The organism is Paenibacillus sp. FSL K6-1318, assembly GCF_037976905.1.
GTDB lineage: Bacteria > Bacillota > Bacilli > Paenibacillales > Paenibacillaceae > Paenibacillus > Paenibacillus amylolyticus_A.
In genome coordinates this window covers 1,888,557-1,904,798 of sequence record NZ_CP150270.1, presented here as the reverse complement: position 1 = coordinate 1,904,798, position 16,242 = coordinate 1,888,557, and the positions used below count along the sequence as shown (strand labels likewise).

Sequence of the window (16,242 nt, the reverse complement as noted above, 5' to 3'; positions counted from 1 at the left end):
GAAACAGGAAGGGCCGATTTTATTTTTCATTACCGGTGCCCTTTCGTTGGGGGGCTGAGCCGAAAATATGGATGGCATGTCCGGAACTCAAGCTGGTCTATTCCCGGTAACCAACAGTCGATCCGGAAAATCATATACGTTTGTCCCATTCTGACATTCTCCTATTCCCAAACACGAACATTTTTTTGCTCCGCCTCTTTTGCAAGTCTGTTTTTATCATAGACAAGTTTATAGAAGAGAGTCAATCGGAGAAAGTGTCGAATGGAAATTATTTTAAAAAAAACCTCGAATTAGTTCCGGATCAATGCACAAAAACGAAGCCGTTTCACCCAGAAGGGCAAATCAGCTTCGTTTTTAATATCTTTACTTTATGATATATCCGAGATCATCTATAGTCCGGTCTTATTATGCTGAATTTTCAGTCTGCGCTGACTCATCACAGCTAATCGACGTTTAAGTTCACTTTCCCACTTCTCGTCTTTTGTTTCTTTCGCGAGTCTGAGCAGATCCAGAGCCATATCAATCTGGCGCTGTACAATGACCATGGCATCCTCACTCTCACGGTTTATACAGTTTTCGAAAATGGCATCTTCATCTTCTGTTACATAATCTTGAAAATCGATCTCGGATGCACCGTCTCCATGCGCGTATTCTGCGAGAATTTCATATTCATTTTCCACTTTATAATGCACCTCAACCCGGTGACACACCGGGCAAAACAGCAGGGGAACATTATGAACCTGGGTGCGGTAATGCTTCAGCGTGCCCTTCGTTCCAACCATACTTGCCCCACAACAGTAACTCATTTTTGTTCACCCTCCTTATTACGTGCCGGGACTTTTTTATTACAATGCAATCCCGTACACTTCCAGCACTTCCGAAAAGGAATAGTTCCATCAGTGTATCACATTCATGTACAGATTATAAATGCAGAGCACCGGAATATTTACCGGGTTTCCATACCCTATTCGCCTTGAAGGCCATCAATTCCTCTTTCAACAGATAAAAAGAAGACTTTCTTCTAATACATCATTAACACGTTTAGCTGCTTGTTCAAACACTTTTGATTAACTTCGTGATAACTTCCCGCAAAAGGGTGCAAAAAGCCCTCAATCCCTAACGGGATGAGGGCTTGAACAAAAACCGTTCAAGTTAACCTGGCTTACAGGTTAGTGTCGCCTGGTTTCCAGTTCATTGCACACAATCCGCCGGATTGCAGTGCTTGCAGTACGCGAAGTGTTTCTTCAACACTACGGCCTACATCGTTGTGGTTAACTACTTGATATTTCAGTTCGCCTTCTGGATCGATGATGAACAGACCGCGCAATGCTACGCCTTCTTCTTCGATCAGAACGCCGTAATCTTTAGCCACTTGCTTCGTGATATCGGAAGCCAGTGGGAAGTTCAATTGACCCAGACCATTGCTGTCTACAGGTGTATTGATCCATGCTTTGTGGCTGTGTACGGAGTCTACGCTCACGCCAAGGATTTCAGTATCCAAAGCTTTGAATTGCTCGGAAGCAACGCTCAAAGCTGTAATTTCAGTTGGGCACACAAATGTGAAGTCCAAAGGATAAAAGAAGAATACGAGCCATTTGCCACGATAATCGGACAGTTTAACGGAACCGAAATCTTGTCCGTCTCCCGATACTGTCTCCATTGCGAAATCCGGTGCTGGTCTACCAACCAAACGTTCTGCCATAACTAAAAATTCCTCCTTTGGGATTATGTAAGCATCCTTGCGGATTGCTCATCATCAAGAAAAACGCGAACGTTTTTCCTGTAATTAAAATGATTTGATACTTGATAACAAGTACAAGTAAAATGTTATCATCCGGACTTCCCAAAGTCAAGATTATAAACATTATTTTTTTATAATAATTATAAATAAGGATTTTTCGTGCCAAAATTATAAAGGAACAGCCCTTTGTACATTCCATAACTGGAAACAAAGGGCTGCCATGTTGTTGGTACTATTATTACGCCTGTTTCTGAATAGCCGCGACGATCAAATCGCCCATTTCAGTTGTACTGATTGCTGTGCTCTTGTCTACAGCAATATCACTCGTACGGTGTCCTGCGTTCAGTACATCAGACACAGCTGCTTCAATAGCGTCCGCGCCTTCTGCATAACCGAAGGTTGTGCGGAACATCAGCGCCAAAGAGAGAATGGTTGCAATCGGGTTAGCAAGGCCTTGACCAGCGATGTCCGGTGCTGAACCGTGTACCGGCTCATAAAGTCCAAAGCTGCCCTCTCCCAGTGATGCAGATGCCAGCATGCCGATGGAACCCGTCAGCATCGCTGCTTCATCACTCAGGATATCTCCGAACATATTTTCCGTTACGATGACATCGAAGCTGGCTGGACGGCGCAGCAATTGCATCGCGCAGTTGTCCACAAGTACATGCTCCAGTTCAACATCCGGATAATCCGGTGCTACCCGGTTCACGACTTCACGCCAGAGACGGGAAGTTTCCAATACGTTGGCTTTGTCTACCGAAGCCAGCTTTTTGCGACGTCCTTGCGCAATCTCGAACGCCTGACGAACGATCCGCTCCACTTCCGTTACATTATATGCACAAGTATCTACCGCCTCTTCGCCCTGTGCACTTTCACGTCTGAACTTCTCACCGAAGTAGATCCCACCAGTCAACTCACGTACCACCATCAGATCCGTACCTTCCAGTACTTCAGGCTTCAGAGTTGAAGCATCCTTCAGGCAATCAAATACGACAGCCGGACGCAGGTTGGAGAACAATCCGAGCGCTTTACGAATACCCAGCAAGCCTGTTTCCGGACGAAGTTCCTTGCTGTTGTTATCCCATTTTGGACCGCCAACCGCTCCAAGCAGGACCGCATCTGCACTTTTACATACCGTCAGTGTTTCTTCTGGAAGAGGTGTACCCTTCTCATCAATCGCGATTCCACCAAACAACGCATGCTCTGTCTCAAAACGGTAACCGAAAACTTCCTCTGTACGTTTAAGAACTTTCTCAGCCTCAGCTACGACTTCAGGACCGATTCCGTCACCTGCAATAACTGCAATTTTTTTCACGTCTGCCATGGGTTGTCCACTCCTTATATTTCATTCATTAATTATTCATAAAGTAACGTCTCATAATAACTCTCTCTTTTGTATCATATTCCAAGGTCATTTGACCAAGATATACAATCTATGACTTTAATAGATTTTACCTATAAGCTAATTGAGATTAGCCTTCACAAGTTGTTCCTGACCCTCCTGGTGGGGTAAAATATAGCTGAAATCAAATCAGTACGCAGGAGGGATAGTTAACATGCAATATTCGTATTTGGGTAAATCAGGCCTTAAGGTCAGCCGAATCTGTCTTGGTACCATGAATTTCGGGCCTGCTACAGATGAGAAAGAAGCTTTCCGTATTATGGACGCAGCACTCGATGCAGGCGTGAACTTTTTTGATACCGCTAACATCTACGGATGGGGTGAGAATTCCGGACTTACCGAAGAAATTATCGGACGCTGGTTCAATCAGGGCGGTGGCAGACGTGAAAAAGTAGTGCTGGCTACCAAAGTCTATGGCTCCATGCATGATGATACAGACGGCCCCAACAACGAAGCCGGACTATCCGCTTATAAAATCAGACGTCATCTGGAGGGTTCCCTCCGCCGCTTGCAGACAGATCATATCGAACTATATCAGATGCACCATGTAGACCCTGCCATATCGTGGGATGAGCTGTGGGGTTCGTTCGAGAATGCGGTTCATCAGGGTAAAATCGGTTATGTAGGATCAAGCAACTTTGCTGCATGGCAGATTGCAATTGCTCAAAGCGAGGCCAAGAATCGCCACTTCCTCGGTCTGGTGTCCGAACAACATAAATATAGCCTGAACTGTCGTTTGCCTGAACTGGAAGTATTGCCTGCCGCCAAAGAGCTGGGTCTCGGCGTCATCCCATGGAGTCCACTGGATGGTGGATTACTGGGACGTAATGCGCTGCAGAAGCTGGAAGGAACACGTAGCGGAGGTATCGCTGGACGGATCGAGCAGCAGCAAACTCAGCTTGAAGACTTCGCAGCACTATGTCGTGATCTCGGTGAACCGCAGGATACAGTGGCTTTGGCTTGGGTTGCAGCCAATCCGGCAGTGACTGCCCCAATTATCGGACCACGTACGCTGGAACAGTTTGAAACCGCGCTCAAATGTTTGGATGTCACTTTGGATGAAGCCGTGCTCAAACGTCTGGATGAGATTTTCCCGGGTCCAGGTGGACATGCACCTAATGCTTATGCGTGGTAACAGCTTGATAGCGTAAGCCAATGTAATAGATAACCGTATAACATACACTGTGTTCCACTGTCATAATCATATATATCAGCATTTTGCATAATTCGAATCATACCGCTCACCAAAATGCTCAAATAAAACCAAAAGAGTCTGACCCTCCACAAGAGAGTCAGACTCTTTACGTACCTCACTGTAATGATCAAAGCAGACTGAACGATCTTCTATATCCGTTAAGATTAAGACAGATCATCCTGGCAGTTTATATGCGTTCCAGCTTGAAGTTCAGTTCAATGAAGGATTCGTGCTTTCTGCTGCACCAGAACCTATAGGTTCACGTTTACACGGTTCGTATATGTTTTTCGTTTCTCAATCAATTGGTTCAGACCGTCCACATAAGCACGTGCACTTGCACCAAGTATATCCGTACTCACGCCACGTCCTTGTACCGAAACTTGATTTTGAGTCAGCACAACATGTACTTCACCCAATGCATCCTTACCATGCGTTACCGATTTGATGGAATAGTCAGACAACGTTACGTCTTCCCCACTCACCTGGTCAATCGCATTGTAGATTGCATCTACCGATCCATTACCCTCTGCTTGCTTCTCAACCGTATCCCCGTCAAGCGTTGCAATGCGGACTTTGGCCGTTGGTACCGATTCATCTCCATACGTAACGAAGATCGATTCCAGTTTATACACCTCAGGTGCATCCTGCAATTTCTCTTCAATTACCGCGAGCAGATCTTCGTCAGTCACTTCTTTCTTCTTATCAGCCAGATCTTTGAACTGGGCAAAAGCACGATTCAACGCTTCTTCTTCCAGCTCATATCCCAGATCAATCAACCGCTCACGGAACGCATGACGACCGGAATGTTTACCCAGTACTAGCTTGCTTTCCTTCAGACCGATGGACTCTGGAGTCATGATCTCGTACGTGGTTTTCTCCTTCAGCATACCATCCTGATGAATTCCGGATTCATGTGCAAAGGCGTTCGCCCCAACAATAGCTTTGTTCCCAGGTACAACCATACCAGTCAAACGGCTAACCAGACGACTGGTCCGTGCAATCTCAGACAACTGCAGCGATGTTTTTGCCTGGAAAAATTCCTGACGTGTCTCCAGCGCCATAGCAATCTCCTCAATCGCCGTGTTCCCTGCACGTTCACCAATGCCATTGATCGTACCTTCGATCTGATCGGCTCCGTTGAGAATGGCTGCAAGTGTGTTGGCTGTCGCCATACCCAAGTCATTATGACAGTGGGCACTCAGCTGTACCTTTTCAATGCCGTGTACATTCTCCTTGAGATGTTTGAAAATGTTTCCGTATTCATATGGGCTCAGGTAACCGACTGTATCGGGAATATTCACCACGGCTGCACCCTCTTCAACAGCCATATTCACCATTTCTACGAGGAAATCATACTCGGTACGACCTGCATCCTCAAGTGAGAATTCGATCTTCGAAAATGTTTTCTTCGCATAACGAATCGCGGAACGAGCCGTATCCAGTACTTGCGCTTTATCCATACGCAATTTATGTTGGCGGTGAATAGGCGAAGTTGCCAGGAAAACGTGAATGCACGGGTCCTGTGCACCTTTAAGTGCTTCCTTAACCGCATCAATATCTTGCTCTCTGGAACGGGACAAGCCAATTACGGTCACATTTTTGACCGCATTTGCTACTGCATTGACAGCTGCCAGGTCACCTGGAGATGCCGCCGGGAAACCAGCTTCCATCCGGTCAATGCCAAGCCGCTCGAGCTGATGGGCAATTTCCACCTTTTCACGAGTGTTCAGATTGACTCCCGGGGATTGCTCTCCATCACGCAGCGTTGTGTCAAATACATAGATTTTACGCACGCTTCGCACCTCCTGTACTTGTATTATATTGTTTCTCTGAACCAGCAATAGCGGCTCACGCATAAGCACGGCCGCTATTCCCAGTTAAAGCTCTAAGTTTACTTGAATACCTTAAAGTGCATGTTTTAAAAGTTAATGATTATTTCTTGATCCAGTGCATCATCTCACGCAATTGTCCGCCAACCACTTCGATTGGGTGTTCAGCTTCGTTACGACGAGTTGCTGTCAAGAATGCACGTCCGGATTGGTTCTCCAGGATAAAGTCGCGTGCGAATTTACCTTGTTGGATATCCGTCAGGACTTCTTTCATTGCTTTCTTCGTATCTTCAGTTACCACGCGAGGTCCAGTTACATAGTCACCGTACTCAGCTGTGTTACTGATGGAATCACGCATACTTGCAAGTCCACCTTCATACATCATGTCAACGATCAGCTTCAGTTCGTGCAGACATTCGAAGTATGCCATTTCAGGAGCGTAACCTGCTTCTGTCAATGTTTCGAATCCAGCTTTTACCAATGCACTCACGCCACCACACAGAACAGCTTGCTCACCGAACAAATCTGTTTCTGTTTCTTCACGGAAGGAAGTTTCGATAACCCCTGCGCGTGTACAACCGATACCTTTAGCATAAGCCAAACCGATTTCTTTAGCTTTACCCGTTGCATCTTGCTCAATCGCGATCAGGCCCGGTACACCAAAACCTTCTACGTACGTACGACGTACCATGTGACCAGGGGACTTAGGAGCTACCAGCAATACATCGCTGTTTTTTGGAGCAACGATTTGACCGAAATGAACGTTGAAACCGTGTGAGAAGAGCAATGCAGCCCCTTCTTTGAGGTTTGGTTCGATTTCGTTTTTGTATACAGAAGCTTGCGTTTCGTCAGGCAGCAAGATTTGAACTACATCTGCGCGGCTTGTTGCTTCAGCCGGGGACAGAACTTCAAATCCGTCATTTTTTGCAGTGTCGAAGGATTTACCTTCACGAAGTCCGATGACTACGTTCAATCCGCTATCACGAAGGTTTTGAGCTTGGGCGTGGCCCTGGCTACCATAACCGATTACCGCGATCGTTTTTCCTTTCAATACGTTAAGCTCTGCATCCTGTTCATAATAAGTAGTTACTGGCATGTTTATAAGTCCTCCTTTGTATTGTAAAGAACCCTTCATTAATGAGCGGGTGTCTCAATGGACCGGCTCGCTTGGTGTGTCGAGAGCGTCTTTGGGTCTGATCCGATCCGTTCAGACACCCGCCCATTAATGCGGGAATGTAGCTATATTTTCAAGCGTTACATCACTAAAATGTTACATTGCAACTGTTAAGGGACTGACACTCTCACATAAAGATCAACTGTATATGTTAGCTAACCGTCGTCCCCTCTTCATCCATTATAGCCTTATACGTTGCCGCGTACCAATGCAGTTATGCCTGTACGAGACAATTCGCGAATGCCGTATGGCTTGAGCAATTCAATCATGGCATCGATTTTGTCCGTATCGCCAACAACCTGTACAATCAGGCTCCCTGGACCAACATCAACAACGGATGCGCGGAATGTTTCCACCACACCCAGAATTTCTGGACGTTCAGAAGGCTCAGCTTTTACCTTAATTAATGCAAGTTCACGAGCTACCATCGGCTTCAGGCTGAAATCAACCACTTTAATGACATCGATGATTTTGTACAATTGTTTCTCAATCTGCTCCAGCGTTTTATCGTCACCAATGGTGACAATAACCATCCGGGAAAGTCCAGGTTCTTCCGATTGACCTACTGTAATACTCTCAATGTTAAATCCGCGTCGACCGAACAACCCTGATACACGCTGAAGGACGCCTGGCTGATCGTTAACCAATATTGAAATCGTATGTCTAATCATTCGTCAGCATCCCCCATCAGCATTTGATCAATTGTTGCTCCCTGCGGAACCATTGGATACACATTTTCTTCCTTGCGTACCACGAATTCTACAACGACTGGTCCTGGTGTATCAAGTGCTTCCTGCCAAGCACGCGCCGCTTCTTCTTTATTCGTTGCACGCAATCCTTTAACACCATATGCTTCAGCCAGTTTTACAAAATCCGGACTTCCTGCCAGATCAATGTGGCTGTAACGGTTCTCATAGATGATTTCCTGCCATTGGCGAACCATTCCGAGTACCTGATTGTTAATGATCACAATTTTTACTGGTATATTGTTAATGGCACAGATCGCGAGTTCTTGGGAACACATCTGCATTCCGCCATCCCCGTTAATGGAGATAACCAGTCTGTCGGGATTGGCCATCTGAGCACCAATTGCAGAAGGGAATCCAAAGCCCATCGTTCCGAGACCACCCGAAGTTACCCATGAACGCGGTTGATTAAATTTGTAATATTGTGCTGCCCACATCTGATGTTGTCCCACATCCGTAGTCACAATCGCTTCACCTTTGGTTGTATCATTCAGCATTTCAACAACCCACTGGGGTTTCAGCACTTCGTCTGAATCCGTATAGCTGTAAGGCTTCTCTTGTTTCCACTGTTTGATCTGGTCTCTCCATGCATCTGCGCGCTCTGCACGCCCAACCTCTTTGTTGGCTATTTCAAGTACCGTCTTCACATCACCAACGATTGGAATATCGGTTGCAATGTTTTTGCCAATCTCAGCCGGATCAATATCGATATGAACGATTTTGGCATGTGGAGCAAATCCATCCAGCTTGCCTGTTACCCGATCATCGAATCGTGCGCCGATATTGATCAGCAGGTCCGCTTTTTGAATAGCCTGATTGGAAGTGTATGTTCCGTGCATACCCGGCATTCCTGTCCATAATTCATGACCACTCGGGAATGCGCCAAGACCAAGAAGCGTAGTCGTAATTGGAATACCTGTCTTCTCAACAAACTCGAACAGTTCTTCATGTCCACCCGAGTATACCACACCGCCACCAGCCAGAATCATTGGACGTTCTGCTTCCTGAATGGCCTGAGCCAAACGGTCAACCTGAAGTTTGTTCGGTACTGTCCGTGGATTGTACCCTCTCAATATAACAGGTTCAGTTGTCGGTTCAAACAATGTTTTGTTCGCTGATACATCTTTCGGGATGTCGATCAGTACAGGACCTTTGCGACCCGTGTTGGCAATATGGAATGCCTCATGAATTACGCTCGACAGATCTTTTACATCTTTCACCAGATAACTGTGTTTGGTTATTGGCATTGTAATCCCCGTAATATCAGCTTCCTGGAAGGCATCTGAACCGATCAGGCTCGAAATGACGTTCCCCGTAATGACTACGAGTGGTACTGAATCCATATACGCTGTTGCAATACCGGTTACCAGATTCGTTGCTCCTGGTCCGGAGGTAGCGATACAGACACCAACTTTGCCGCTCGCCCGTGCATAACCGTCAGCTGCATGAATCGCACCTTGTTCGTGACGAGTTAAGACGTGTTTGAAATCCTCGAAACCATACATCGCATCGTAAATGTACAACACTGCGCCGCCCGGGTAACCAAATACACACTCAACACCTTCAAGCAACAAGCTTCTCAGCAGAATTTCAGATCCGCTAATGACCTCCGGCTTCATCCATTTTTCACGTAATTCATCTGTTGACCGCACTTCTGGAATTTGAGCTCCCATCAGTCATCCTCCTCTCGGAATTTACACCATTCTGACATTTAAAGTTACAAAAAAAACCTTCCATCCCTGCAAACAAGTTCATGCTTGCGAGGGACGAAAGGTTATCGCTTCCGTGGTACCACCCAACTTTGTCCGAAATTTCGCAATAACGGACCTTACCAGGTACAACAAAACGAATAGCTCAAACGAACATAGTCGTTTCCCATACCTGTTGTCTGTAACGCAGACATACGATTTTCCCTAATACGCGAAAGGAGTGACATCCAGTGCTTTTCAGGAAAACAGCTCCGAGGTGAGCTCGTATATAAGGGATAATGGTGGTGGTTTCAGCAATTCCAGCCACTCTCTGAGCAAAAGAGCCCTTAAAACTTCGTCCTCTTCATAGCCGATGAAATATTCTCGTTAAATGTTAGGAACATTATATGATTCCTCTAACCGATAAGTCAATACCTGTTTTGCATAAAAATTCAGAGAGCCTTTCAACCTCACTCTTTAGCCTTTAAGGTTGCCCTAATCCCAGCACTTCATTCAGTCACCTTTTATCTTGCTCCGGGCATAGGATATACGAGCAGCACGACTGGTCCTGAAAGGAGGCTCCGCATGGTGATTCGGCAACGCACATCCAAGCTGGATGATGGCGCCATCATGAAGCTGATTGACACTCAACTTGTTCCTCTCTCTCACATGAGTGAAAAAGAAATTAACAAAATCCGCAAAGAAATACCCCTGCGAATGAACAGGGGCATGACCTTTGTTGTCTCGCCGGAGCCAGACAAAGCTGCTGTCGCATTCATCCATTTTCTCATGCACGGGGAACTGCTCTATGTCGATATGATGGCCGTTAGTCCGAAAGAACAACGCAAACGTTATGGGCAAACTTTGTTACTCAAAGCAGAGAGCTTTGCGGCGTCCCGGGGGTGTAAAAGATCGAAAGTCATGGTGGATGAAGGCAATACCAAAGGACTTCATTTTTATCAAAAAAATGGATATAGTGCCATTCGATACATTATGATAAGCCGCTGCTACGAAATGGAAAAAACATTATAGAATATCCTAGAAAAATCCTGGTGGGCGTGGACCTGGACCATAAGGGCCGAATCCAGGACCCGGGCCAAACCCGCCACCAGGTCCTCCAGGTCCATATCCCGGTCCGTAGCCTGGACCATATCCAGGGCCTGGTTTTGGTCCAGGTCCATATCCGGGACCGAAGCCGGGACCACCTCCATAAGCATAAGGCAGTGTGGCAATAGCGAGCAGATCAAACAATACCAGTGGCAGAATCGCTTTTGTACGTACTTTCTTGCCATTCAGACGTTTGAGTACCAGTTTGTTGCCCGATACTTTCAACAGCTTTCCCGTAACCCGAGTGCCGTCTTTTTTGATTGCAACAATATTTTTGCCTATTAATTTCATCGCTTCATCACGCGTAACTTGTTGTTTCATATTTTCCCCTCCTCCTCGGATCGTTCAAAACAGTGTATTCGTCCATGACTGAATTCGCCTGTTTCTTTGTCCCTACCTGAAAATATGGGTATCTGCACGAGAACCAAGGTAAGCATGTAAAAGTCGATGGGTTTTCAAGAAAATAAAAAAAAGGCCCGCACAAGGCGGACCCTTTATCAAAACTCTGAATAACTAACCTGATATGGAAAAGGTTGTTACCTTTTACCCGGATCATATGCTTCACCGAGTGCAGACGGAGCCGAGGAACGTCCAACCGCTGCAACGAGAACGATGATGGTAAGCAGGTAAGGCAACATAAAAATAATTTCCTGGGGAATACTTTGTGACCATTCGAACAACTGTACATAGTTTCGGATCGCTTGTGAGAATCCGAAGAACACAGCCGCACCAAAGGCACCAATCGGATTCCACTTACCAAAGATCATAGCTGCAATGGCAATATAACCTTGGCCGGAAACCGTATTGTGTGAGAATGTACCCGTAGTCGTCAACGTGATTGCAGCTCCACCAATGGCCGCAAGCGCACCACTGATCATAACGCCAATATAGCGGTAACGAAGCACTTTAACACCAACCGTATCAGCCGCACTTGGATGTTCACCTACAGAACGAAGGCGCAGACCAAATGGCGTTTTGAACATGATGTAATACGTTAGGAATACGAACAGAATGGCCAGATATGTCGTTGGATACACGTTCTTGAAGAAGGCTTCTCCAAGCAAAGGAATGTCTTTCAAGAATGGCACATCAAACTTGCTGAAGCCTTGAACCAACGGTGAATCACCAGAACCTTCAAACAACAGTTTAACCAAGTACAACGTACTTCCTGCTGCCAAAAAGTTAATGACGATACCACTGATAATCTGGTCTGCCTTAAATGTGATAGACGCAACGGCATGAATCAGCGATACCAGTACGCCCAATACAATCGCGAGCAAAACCCCCATCCAGGCAGATGTCGTTCCGCCCATGCCCGCTTCTTGCGCATAATGGGCCCCGATTCCAGCTGCAAAGGCACCAAAGACCATAAAGCCCTCAAGTCCAAGGTTGGTTACACCTGATTTTTCCGAAAAAATTCCGCCGAGTGATGCAAAAATCAATGCCGTAGCAAAGACAAGCGTCGTATTGATAATTTGCCCAATTGTCAACAAGTCCATCTACAACACCTTCTCTTTCTTACGCTTCGAATAGAACGGTTTAAGTATCCAGCGCACGATGCCTTGTGCCGCAATGAAGAAGATAATCGAACCGATCACAATCCGAATAATCTCAGGCGGAACATCCGCAGCAAAACTCATACCTGCAGATCCGTACGTGAGGGTACCGAACAGCACTGCCCCCAATAACACCCCAAATGGATGATTCAAACCAATCAGGGCAACCGCAATTCCGTCAAAACCTGTTCCCGGTGAACCTGACATTACAGTCTGGTACTGGAACACCCCAAGCACTTGGAATGCACCGCCAAGACCTGCAAGCATACCACTGATGAACATCGCTTTTACGATATTCCGGTTAACATGCATACCTGCATATTCAGCCGCATTAGGGTTGTAACCTACCGCGCGGATTTCATAACCCTGTTTTGTTTTCCACATATAGATATAAAAGAGCACAGCCATCACAATGGCAATCAACGTTCCCATGTGTACACGGGAGTTGCCCATCAGTTCAGAGAGCCATGTCAAACTAATCGAAGCCGATTCACTGATGTTCACGGAACGATTCTCGCCTTTCAACAGCAAGAATTGGCGAACGATAAGGTTGGCCAAATACAGACCAATCCAGTTCAACATGATACTACTGATAACTTCATTGACCCCACGCGCTGCTTTCAGATAACCAGCAATTGCGGCCCAAAGACCACCAAACAATGCACCAGCAATCAAAGCCAGTGGCGCATGGAGATAGATCGGCAAACCTGCAAACTTAACACCAACAAATGTTGCAGCGGTCATACCGACGAGAAATTGACCTTCTCCCCCGATGTTGAACAGCCCTGCACGTGACGCGAATGCAAATGCAAGTCCTGTCATGATCAGTGGTGTCATTTCCCGTACTGCTTCACCAAAGTTGTACATGTCTCCAAATACCTTGGTGAACAATGCGCCATAGGCTTCAATCGGATTGTAACCACCGATCAGCATGACAACCCCACCGAGAATCAGACCCATAACAATGGCGACTACAGGCAAAATAAATGAATCTCGGGTAAACCATTTCAATACGTTATTCATGCGCAGTACCTCTCTTTTGGGTGCTGCCCGCCATCATCAAGCCGAGCTCCCTGTCATTGGTTTCTTCCGGCAGCACCTCGCCAACGATCTGGCCTTCATAGATAACAGCAATTCGGTCAGATACATTGATAATCTCATCAAGCTCAAATGAAATCAGCAGAACAGCCTTACCTTGATCGCGTTGTGCAATCAATTGCTTTTGCACGAACTCAATAGCCCCTACGTCCAAACCACGCGTTGGTTGGGCAGCGATAAGCAGTTCAGGGTTCTTATCCACCTCACGGGCGATAATGGCCTTCTGCTGGTTTCCTCCGGACAAGGAACGAGCTTTGGTCTCGATGCTTGGTGTACGCACGTCAAATGCCTCCACAAGCCGCTTCGCCTGCTTTTTGATCGCATCGAAGTTAAGGAACCCTTTACGGGTGTATGGTGCCTTATAGTACGATTCCAGAACGATATTTTCACTCACTGAAAAATCAAGTACAAGTCCGTGTTTATGTCGATCTTCCGGAATGTGGGCTACACCTGACTCCGAAATATGGCGCGGAGAATGATTGGACAGCTCCTTGCCCTCCAACAGAATCGAACCACTCTCTACTTTACGAAGTCCGGTAAGGGCCTCAATCAGTTCACTTTGGCCGTTACCATCCACGCCTGCGATTCCGACAATCTCTCCTGCACGTACGTTCAGGTTAAGTTGGTTCAGAACTGCAATGCCTTCTTTATTCTTGGCGGTTAGTTTGCTGACTTCGAGCACATTCGCTCCAGGTGTAGCCGGCTTTTTGTCCACTTTGAATGTGACATTCCGACCTACCATTTTCTCAGCCAGTTCATTTGGATTGGTTTCCGATGTTTTGACCGAATCAATCACTTTACCCCGACGGATAATCGTTACCGTGTCAGAGATCTCCATGATCTCTTTCAGTTTGTGCGTGATCAGAATAATCGATTTGCCTTCGGCGACGAGCTTCTTCATGATGGTCATCAGTTCTTTGATCTCTTGAGGAGTCAATACGGCTGTAGGCTCGTCAAAAATCAAAATATCTGCACCACGATACAACGTTTTAACAATCTCTACACGTTGCTGCATTCCGACAGAGATATCATGAATTTTGGCATGAGGATTCACCTTGAGTCCATACTGTTCGGACAGACGCTGAACTTCAGCAGCTGCTTTTTTATAGTTAATATTGAGACCCTTCGTTGGTTCAGATCCCAAAATAATGTTCTCTGTTACCGTGAACGGCTGTACAAGCTTAAAGTGCTGATGCACCATGCCGATGCCAAGATCGATCGCTCGGTTAGGGCTGTCGATGATGACAGGCTTGCCATTCACTTCAATGGAACCTTCATCTGGCTGATAGAGACCAAATACAATATTCATCAACGTTGACTTACCAGCGCCATTTTCGCCCAGTAGCGCATGGATCTCGCCTTTACGAAGCTGAAGGCTGATGGCGTCGTTGGCAACAATGCCTGGGAAACGCTTCGTAATTTGTTTTAACTCAACGACGGGGGTTGCTGCACCCATGTAATCACCCTTATAACTGATATAGTGTGGTTCCGCAAACGAAAGAAAAGCTCCTACCGGAGCGTTGATACACAGTGACCTTGTACAATTGTTATGATGACTTGATCAAATGTTCCTGTTCTTGCAGTCATAAGGCCGGTCAAGACCGGCCCCAATGATTATTCTTTTGCAACGAAGATCAAATTACTCAGTAGGTACTTTGATTTCGCCGCTGATGATTTTTTCTTTGTACTCTTCTACTTTTGCAAGTGTATCAGCAGGTACGTTGGCAGTAGAAGTATCAGCAATACCTACGCCGTTTTCTTTCAAAGTCAGGTTTTCGGAACCGCCAGCAAATGTACCGTCGATTACTTCTTGGTTAACGCGCTTAACAGCTTCGTCAACTTTTTTGATCATGGAAGTCAAAGTGATCTCATCACCAAACTCAAGAGATTGGTCTTTGTCAACACCGATAACCCATACATCTTGACCTTGTTTCTTACGAGCACTTGCTTCGTTAAACACACCGTTACCTGTTGCGCCAGAAGCGTGGAAGATAATATCTACGCCTTCATTGTAAAGTGTTGCTGCTGCTGCTTTACCAAGGTCAGGTTTATCAAATGCACCTGTGTAGTTAGAAATGAATTGAGCATCAGGGTTAACTGCTTTAACGCCTTCTCTGAATCCTACTTCAAACTTTTTGATCAGTGGGCTTTCCATACCGCCTACAAAACCAATTTTGTTCGTTTTTGTTGTCAGACCGGCAACTACACCAACCAAGAAAGATCCTTCTTCTTCAGCAAAAGTTACGGACTTAACATTAGGAGAATCCACTACGCTGTCAATGATCGCGAGTTTAGCATCGGCGTTTTGGTCAGCAACCGTTTTGATTGCATCAGCCAATTGGAAACCGATACCCCAAGTCAGATCATATCCACCTTTAACGAATTCGTTCAGGTTAGGAATGTACTCTTCATCGGATTTACTTTGCAGGTATTTAACTGCAGTACCTGTTTCTGTTTCAGTCGCTTGCAGAGCTTCCCAAGCGGATTGGTTAAAGGATTTGTCATTAACTCCACCTACGTCAGTAACCATACCAATTTTGAGATCGGATTTAGTTTCAGTGGATGTGCCACCTGTATCTCCTCCGGCATTTGTTTCTTCTTTCGGTTTGCTACCGCAACCTGCGAGCATAACCGATACCGCCAGCAACATTACCAAAGACAAGCTGAGCATCTTTTTCATTTTCTCTTTTTCCCCCTTAATGATAT

General features: G+C 46.0%; 14 protein-coding genes. 2 read left to right on the top strand and 12 right to left on the bottom strand.

Annotated elements, in window-relative coordinates:
* Positions 1–389: 389 nt before the first annotated feature.
* From NYE45_RS08540 to leuB, 3 genes are all read right to left on the bottom strand, one after another.
* Positions 390–806, bottom strand: coding sequence for a hypothetical protein (locus tag NYE45_RS08540; protein WP_062833433.1), 417 nt, complete (start codon positions 804–806; stop codon positions 390–392).
* Positions 807–1,162: 356 nt separating this feature from the next.
* A complete protein-coding gene (locus NYE45_RS08535; protein ID WP_036610146.1) occupies positions 1,163–1,702 on the bottom strand; it encodes a peroxiredoxin in 540 nt (179 codons plus the stop codon).
* Positions 1,703–1,979: 277 nt separating this feature from the next.
* Positions 1,980–3,065, bottom strand: a complete 1,086-nt coding sequence (gene leuB, locus NYE45_RS08530) for a 3-isopropylmalate dehydrogenase (protein WP_076330251.1) — start codon at positions 3,063–3,065, stop codon at positions 1,980–1,982.
* 232 nt (positions 3,066–3,297) lie between these two features.
* On the opposite strand from leuB, the gene NYE45_RS08525 reads away from it, so the two are divergent.
* Complete coding sequence (locus NYE45_RS08525) at positions 3,298–4,278, top strand: aldo/keto reductase (protein ID WP_036669756.1); 981 nt, start codon at positions 3,298–3,300, stop codon at positions 4,276–4,278.
* A gap of 311 nt (positions 4,279–4,589) precedes the next feature.
* On the opposite strand, the gene NYE45_RS08520 is transcribed toward NYE45_RS08525, so the two are convergent.
* The 4 genes from NYE45_RS08520 to ilvB all read right to left on the bottom strand — a co-directional run bounded on the left by NYE45_RS08520 (position 4,590) and on the right by ilvB (position 9,760).
* A complete protein-coding gene (locus NYE45_RS08520) occupies positions 4,590–6,131 on the bottom strand; it encodes a 2-isopropylmalate synthase (RefSeq protein ID WP_062833430.1) in 1,542 nt (513 codons plus the stop codon).
* Positions 6,132–6,270: 139 nt separating this feature from the next.
* Positions 6,271–7,263, bottom strand: coding sequence for a ketol-acid reductoisomerase (gene ilvC, locus NYE45_RS08515; RefSeq protein ID WP_062833429.1), 993 nt, complete (start codon positions 7,261–7,263; stop codon positions 6,271–6,273).
* Positions 7,264–7,529: 266 nt separating this feature from the next.
* The gene (gene ilvN / locus NYE45_RS08510) at positions 7,530–8,012 is read right to left on the bottom strand and encodes an acetolactate synthase small subunit (protein ID WP_024628317.1); all 483 of its coding nucleotides are present in this window, start codon (positions 8,010–8,012) and stop codon (positions 7,530–7,532) included.
* A complete protein-coding gene (ilvB, locus tag NYE45_RS08505; protein ID WP_062833428.1) occupies positions 8,009–9,760 on the bottom strand; it encodes a biosynthetic-type acetolactate synthase large subunit in 1,752 nt (583 codons plus the stop codon). The genes ilvN and ilvB overlap by 4 nt, the downstream gene beginning before the upstream one ends.
* A 600-nt stretch (positions 9,761–10,360) precedes the next feature.
* Here ilvB and NYE45_RS08500 point away from each other — a divergent pair.
* Positions 10,361–10,807 carry a GNAT family N-acetyltransferase gene (locus tag NYE45_RS08500; protein WP_139331817.1) on the top strand — a complete coding sequence of 149 codons (447 nt, stop codon included), beginning with the start codon at positions 10,361–10,363 and terminating at the stop codon, positions 10,805–10,807.
* 6 nt (positions 10,808–10,813) lie between these two features.
* Here the strand turns inward: NYE45_RS08500 and NYE45_RS08495 are convergent, their stop codons facing one another.
* The 5 genes from NYE45_RS08495 to NYE45_RS08475 all read right to left on the bottom strand — a co-directional run bounded on the left by NYE45_RS08495 (position 10,814) and on the right by NYE45_RS08475 (position 16,216).
* Positions 10,814–11,203: a hypothetical protein gene (locus NYE45_RS08495; protein WP_076330250.1), complete on the bottom strand. Its 390-nt coding sequence runs from the start codon at positions 11,201–11,203 to the stop codon at positions 10,814–10,816.
* A gap of 215 nt (positions 11,204–11,418) precedes the next feature.
* On the bottom strand, positions 11,419–12,381 hold the full coding sequence (locus NYE45_RS08490) for an ABC transporter permease (RefSeq protein ID WP_062833426.1): 963 nt from the start codon (positions 12,379–12,381) through the stop codon (positions 11,419–11,421).
* Positions 12,382–13,461 (bottom strand): ABC transporter permease, encoded by a 1,080-nt coding sequence (locus NYE45_RS08485; RefSeq protein WP_169478866.1) that lies wholly within the window; start codon positions 13,459–13,461, stop codon positions 12,382–12,384.
* On the bottom strand, positions 13,454–14,992 hold the full coding sequence (locus NYE45_RS08480; protein ID WP_145146709.1) for an ABC transporter ATP-binding protein: 1,539 nt from the start codon (positions 14,990–14,992) through the stop codon (positions 13,454–13,456). The genes NYE45_RS08485 and NYE45_RS08480 overlap by 8 nt, the downstream gene beginning before the upstream one ends.
* Positions 14,993–15,175: 183 nt before the next feature.
* Positions 15,176–16,216 (bottom strand): BMP family ABC transporter substrate-binding protein, encoded by a 1,041-nt coding sequence (locus NYE45_RS08475; RefSeq protein WP_340016384.1) that lies wholly within the window; start codon positions 16,214–16,216, stop codon positions 15,176–15,178.
* Positions 16,217–16,242 lie beyond the last annotated feature (26 nt).

Excerpts from the sequence above, each read along its gene's own strand:
- NYE45_RS08540 (WP_062833433.1), bottom strand. The coding sequence starts at position 806 with ATGAGTTACTGTTGTGGGGCAAGTATGGTTGGAACGAAGGGCACGCTG.
- NYE45_RS08535 (WP_036610146.1), bottom strand. The coding sequence starts at position 1,702 with ATGGCAGAACGTTTGGTTGGTAGACCAGCACCGGATTTCGCAATGGAG.
- leuB (WP_076330251.1), bottom strand. The coding sequence starts at position 3,065 with ATGGCAGACGTGAAAAAAATTGCAGTTATTGCAGGTGACGGAATCGGT.
- NYE45_RS08525 (WP_036669756.1), top strand. The coding sequence starts at position 3,298 with ATGCAATATTCGTATTTGGGTAAATCAGGCCTTAAGGTCAGCCGAATC.
- ilvC (WP_062833429.1), bottom strand. The coding sequence starts at position 7,263 with ATGCCAGTAACTACTTATTATGAACAGGATGCAGAGCTTAACGTATTG.
- ilvN (WP_024628317.1), bottom strand. The coding sequence starts at position 8,012 with ATGATTAGACATACGATTTCAATATTGGTTAACGATCAGCCAGGCGTC.
- ilvB (WP_062833428.1), bottom strand. The coding sequence starts at position 9,760 with ATGGGAGCTCAAATTCCAGAAGTGCGGTCAACAGATGAATTACGTGAA.
- NYE45_RS08500 (WP_139331817.1), top strand. The coding sequence starts at position 10,361 with ATGGTGATTCGGCAACGCACATCCAAGCTGGATGATGGCGCCATCATG.
- NYE45_RS08495 (WP_076330250.1), bottom strand. The coding sequence starts at position 11,203 with ATGAAACAACAAGTTACGCGTGATGAAGCGATGAAATTAATAGGCAAA.
- NYE45_RS08490 (WP_062833426.1), bottom strand. The coding sequence starts at position 12,381 with ATGGACTTGTTGACAATTGGGCAAATTATCAATACGACGCTTGTCTTT.
- NYE45_RS08485 (WP_169478866.1), bottom strand. The coding sequence starts at position 13,461 with ATGAATAACGTATTGAAATGGTTTACCCGAGATTCATTTATTTTGCCT.
- NYE45_RS08480 (WP_145146709.1), bottom strand. The coding sequence starts at position 14,992 with ATGGGTGCAGCAACCCCCGTCGTTGAGTTAAAACAAATTACGAAGCGT.
- NYE45_RS08475 (WP_340016384.1), bottom strand. The coding sequence starts at position 16,216 with ATGAAAAAGATGCTCAGCTTGTCTTTGGTAATGTTGCTGGCGGTATCG.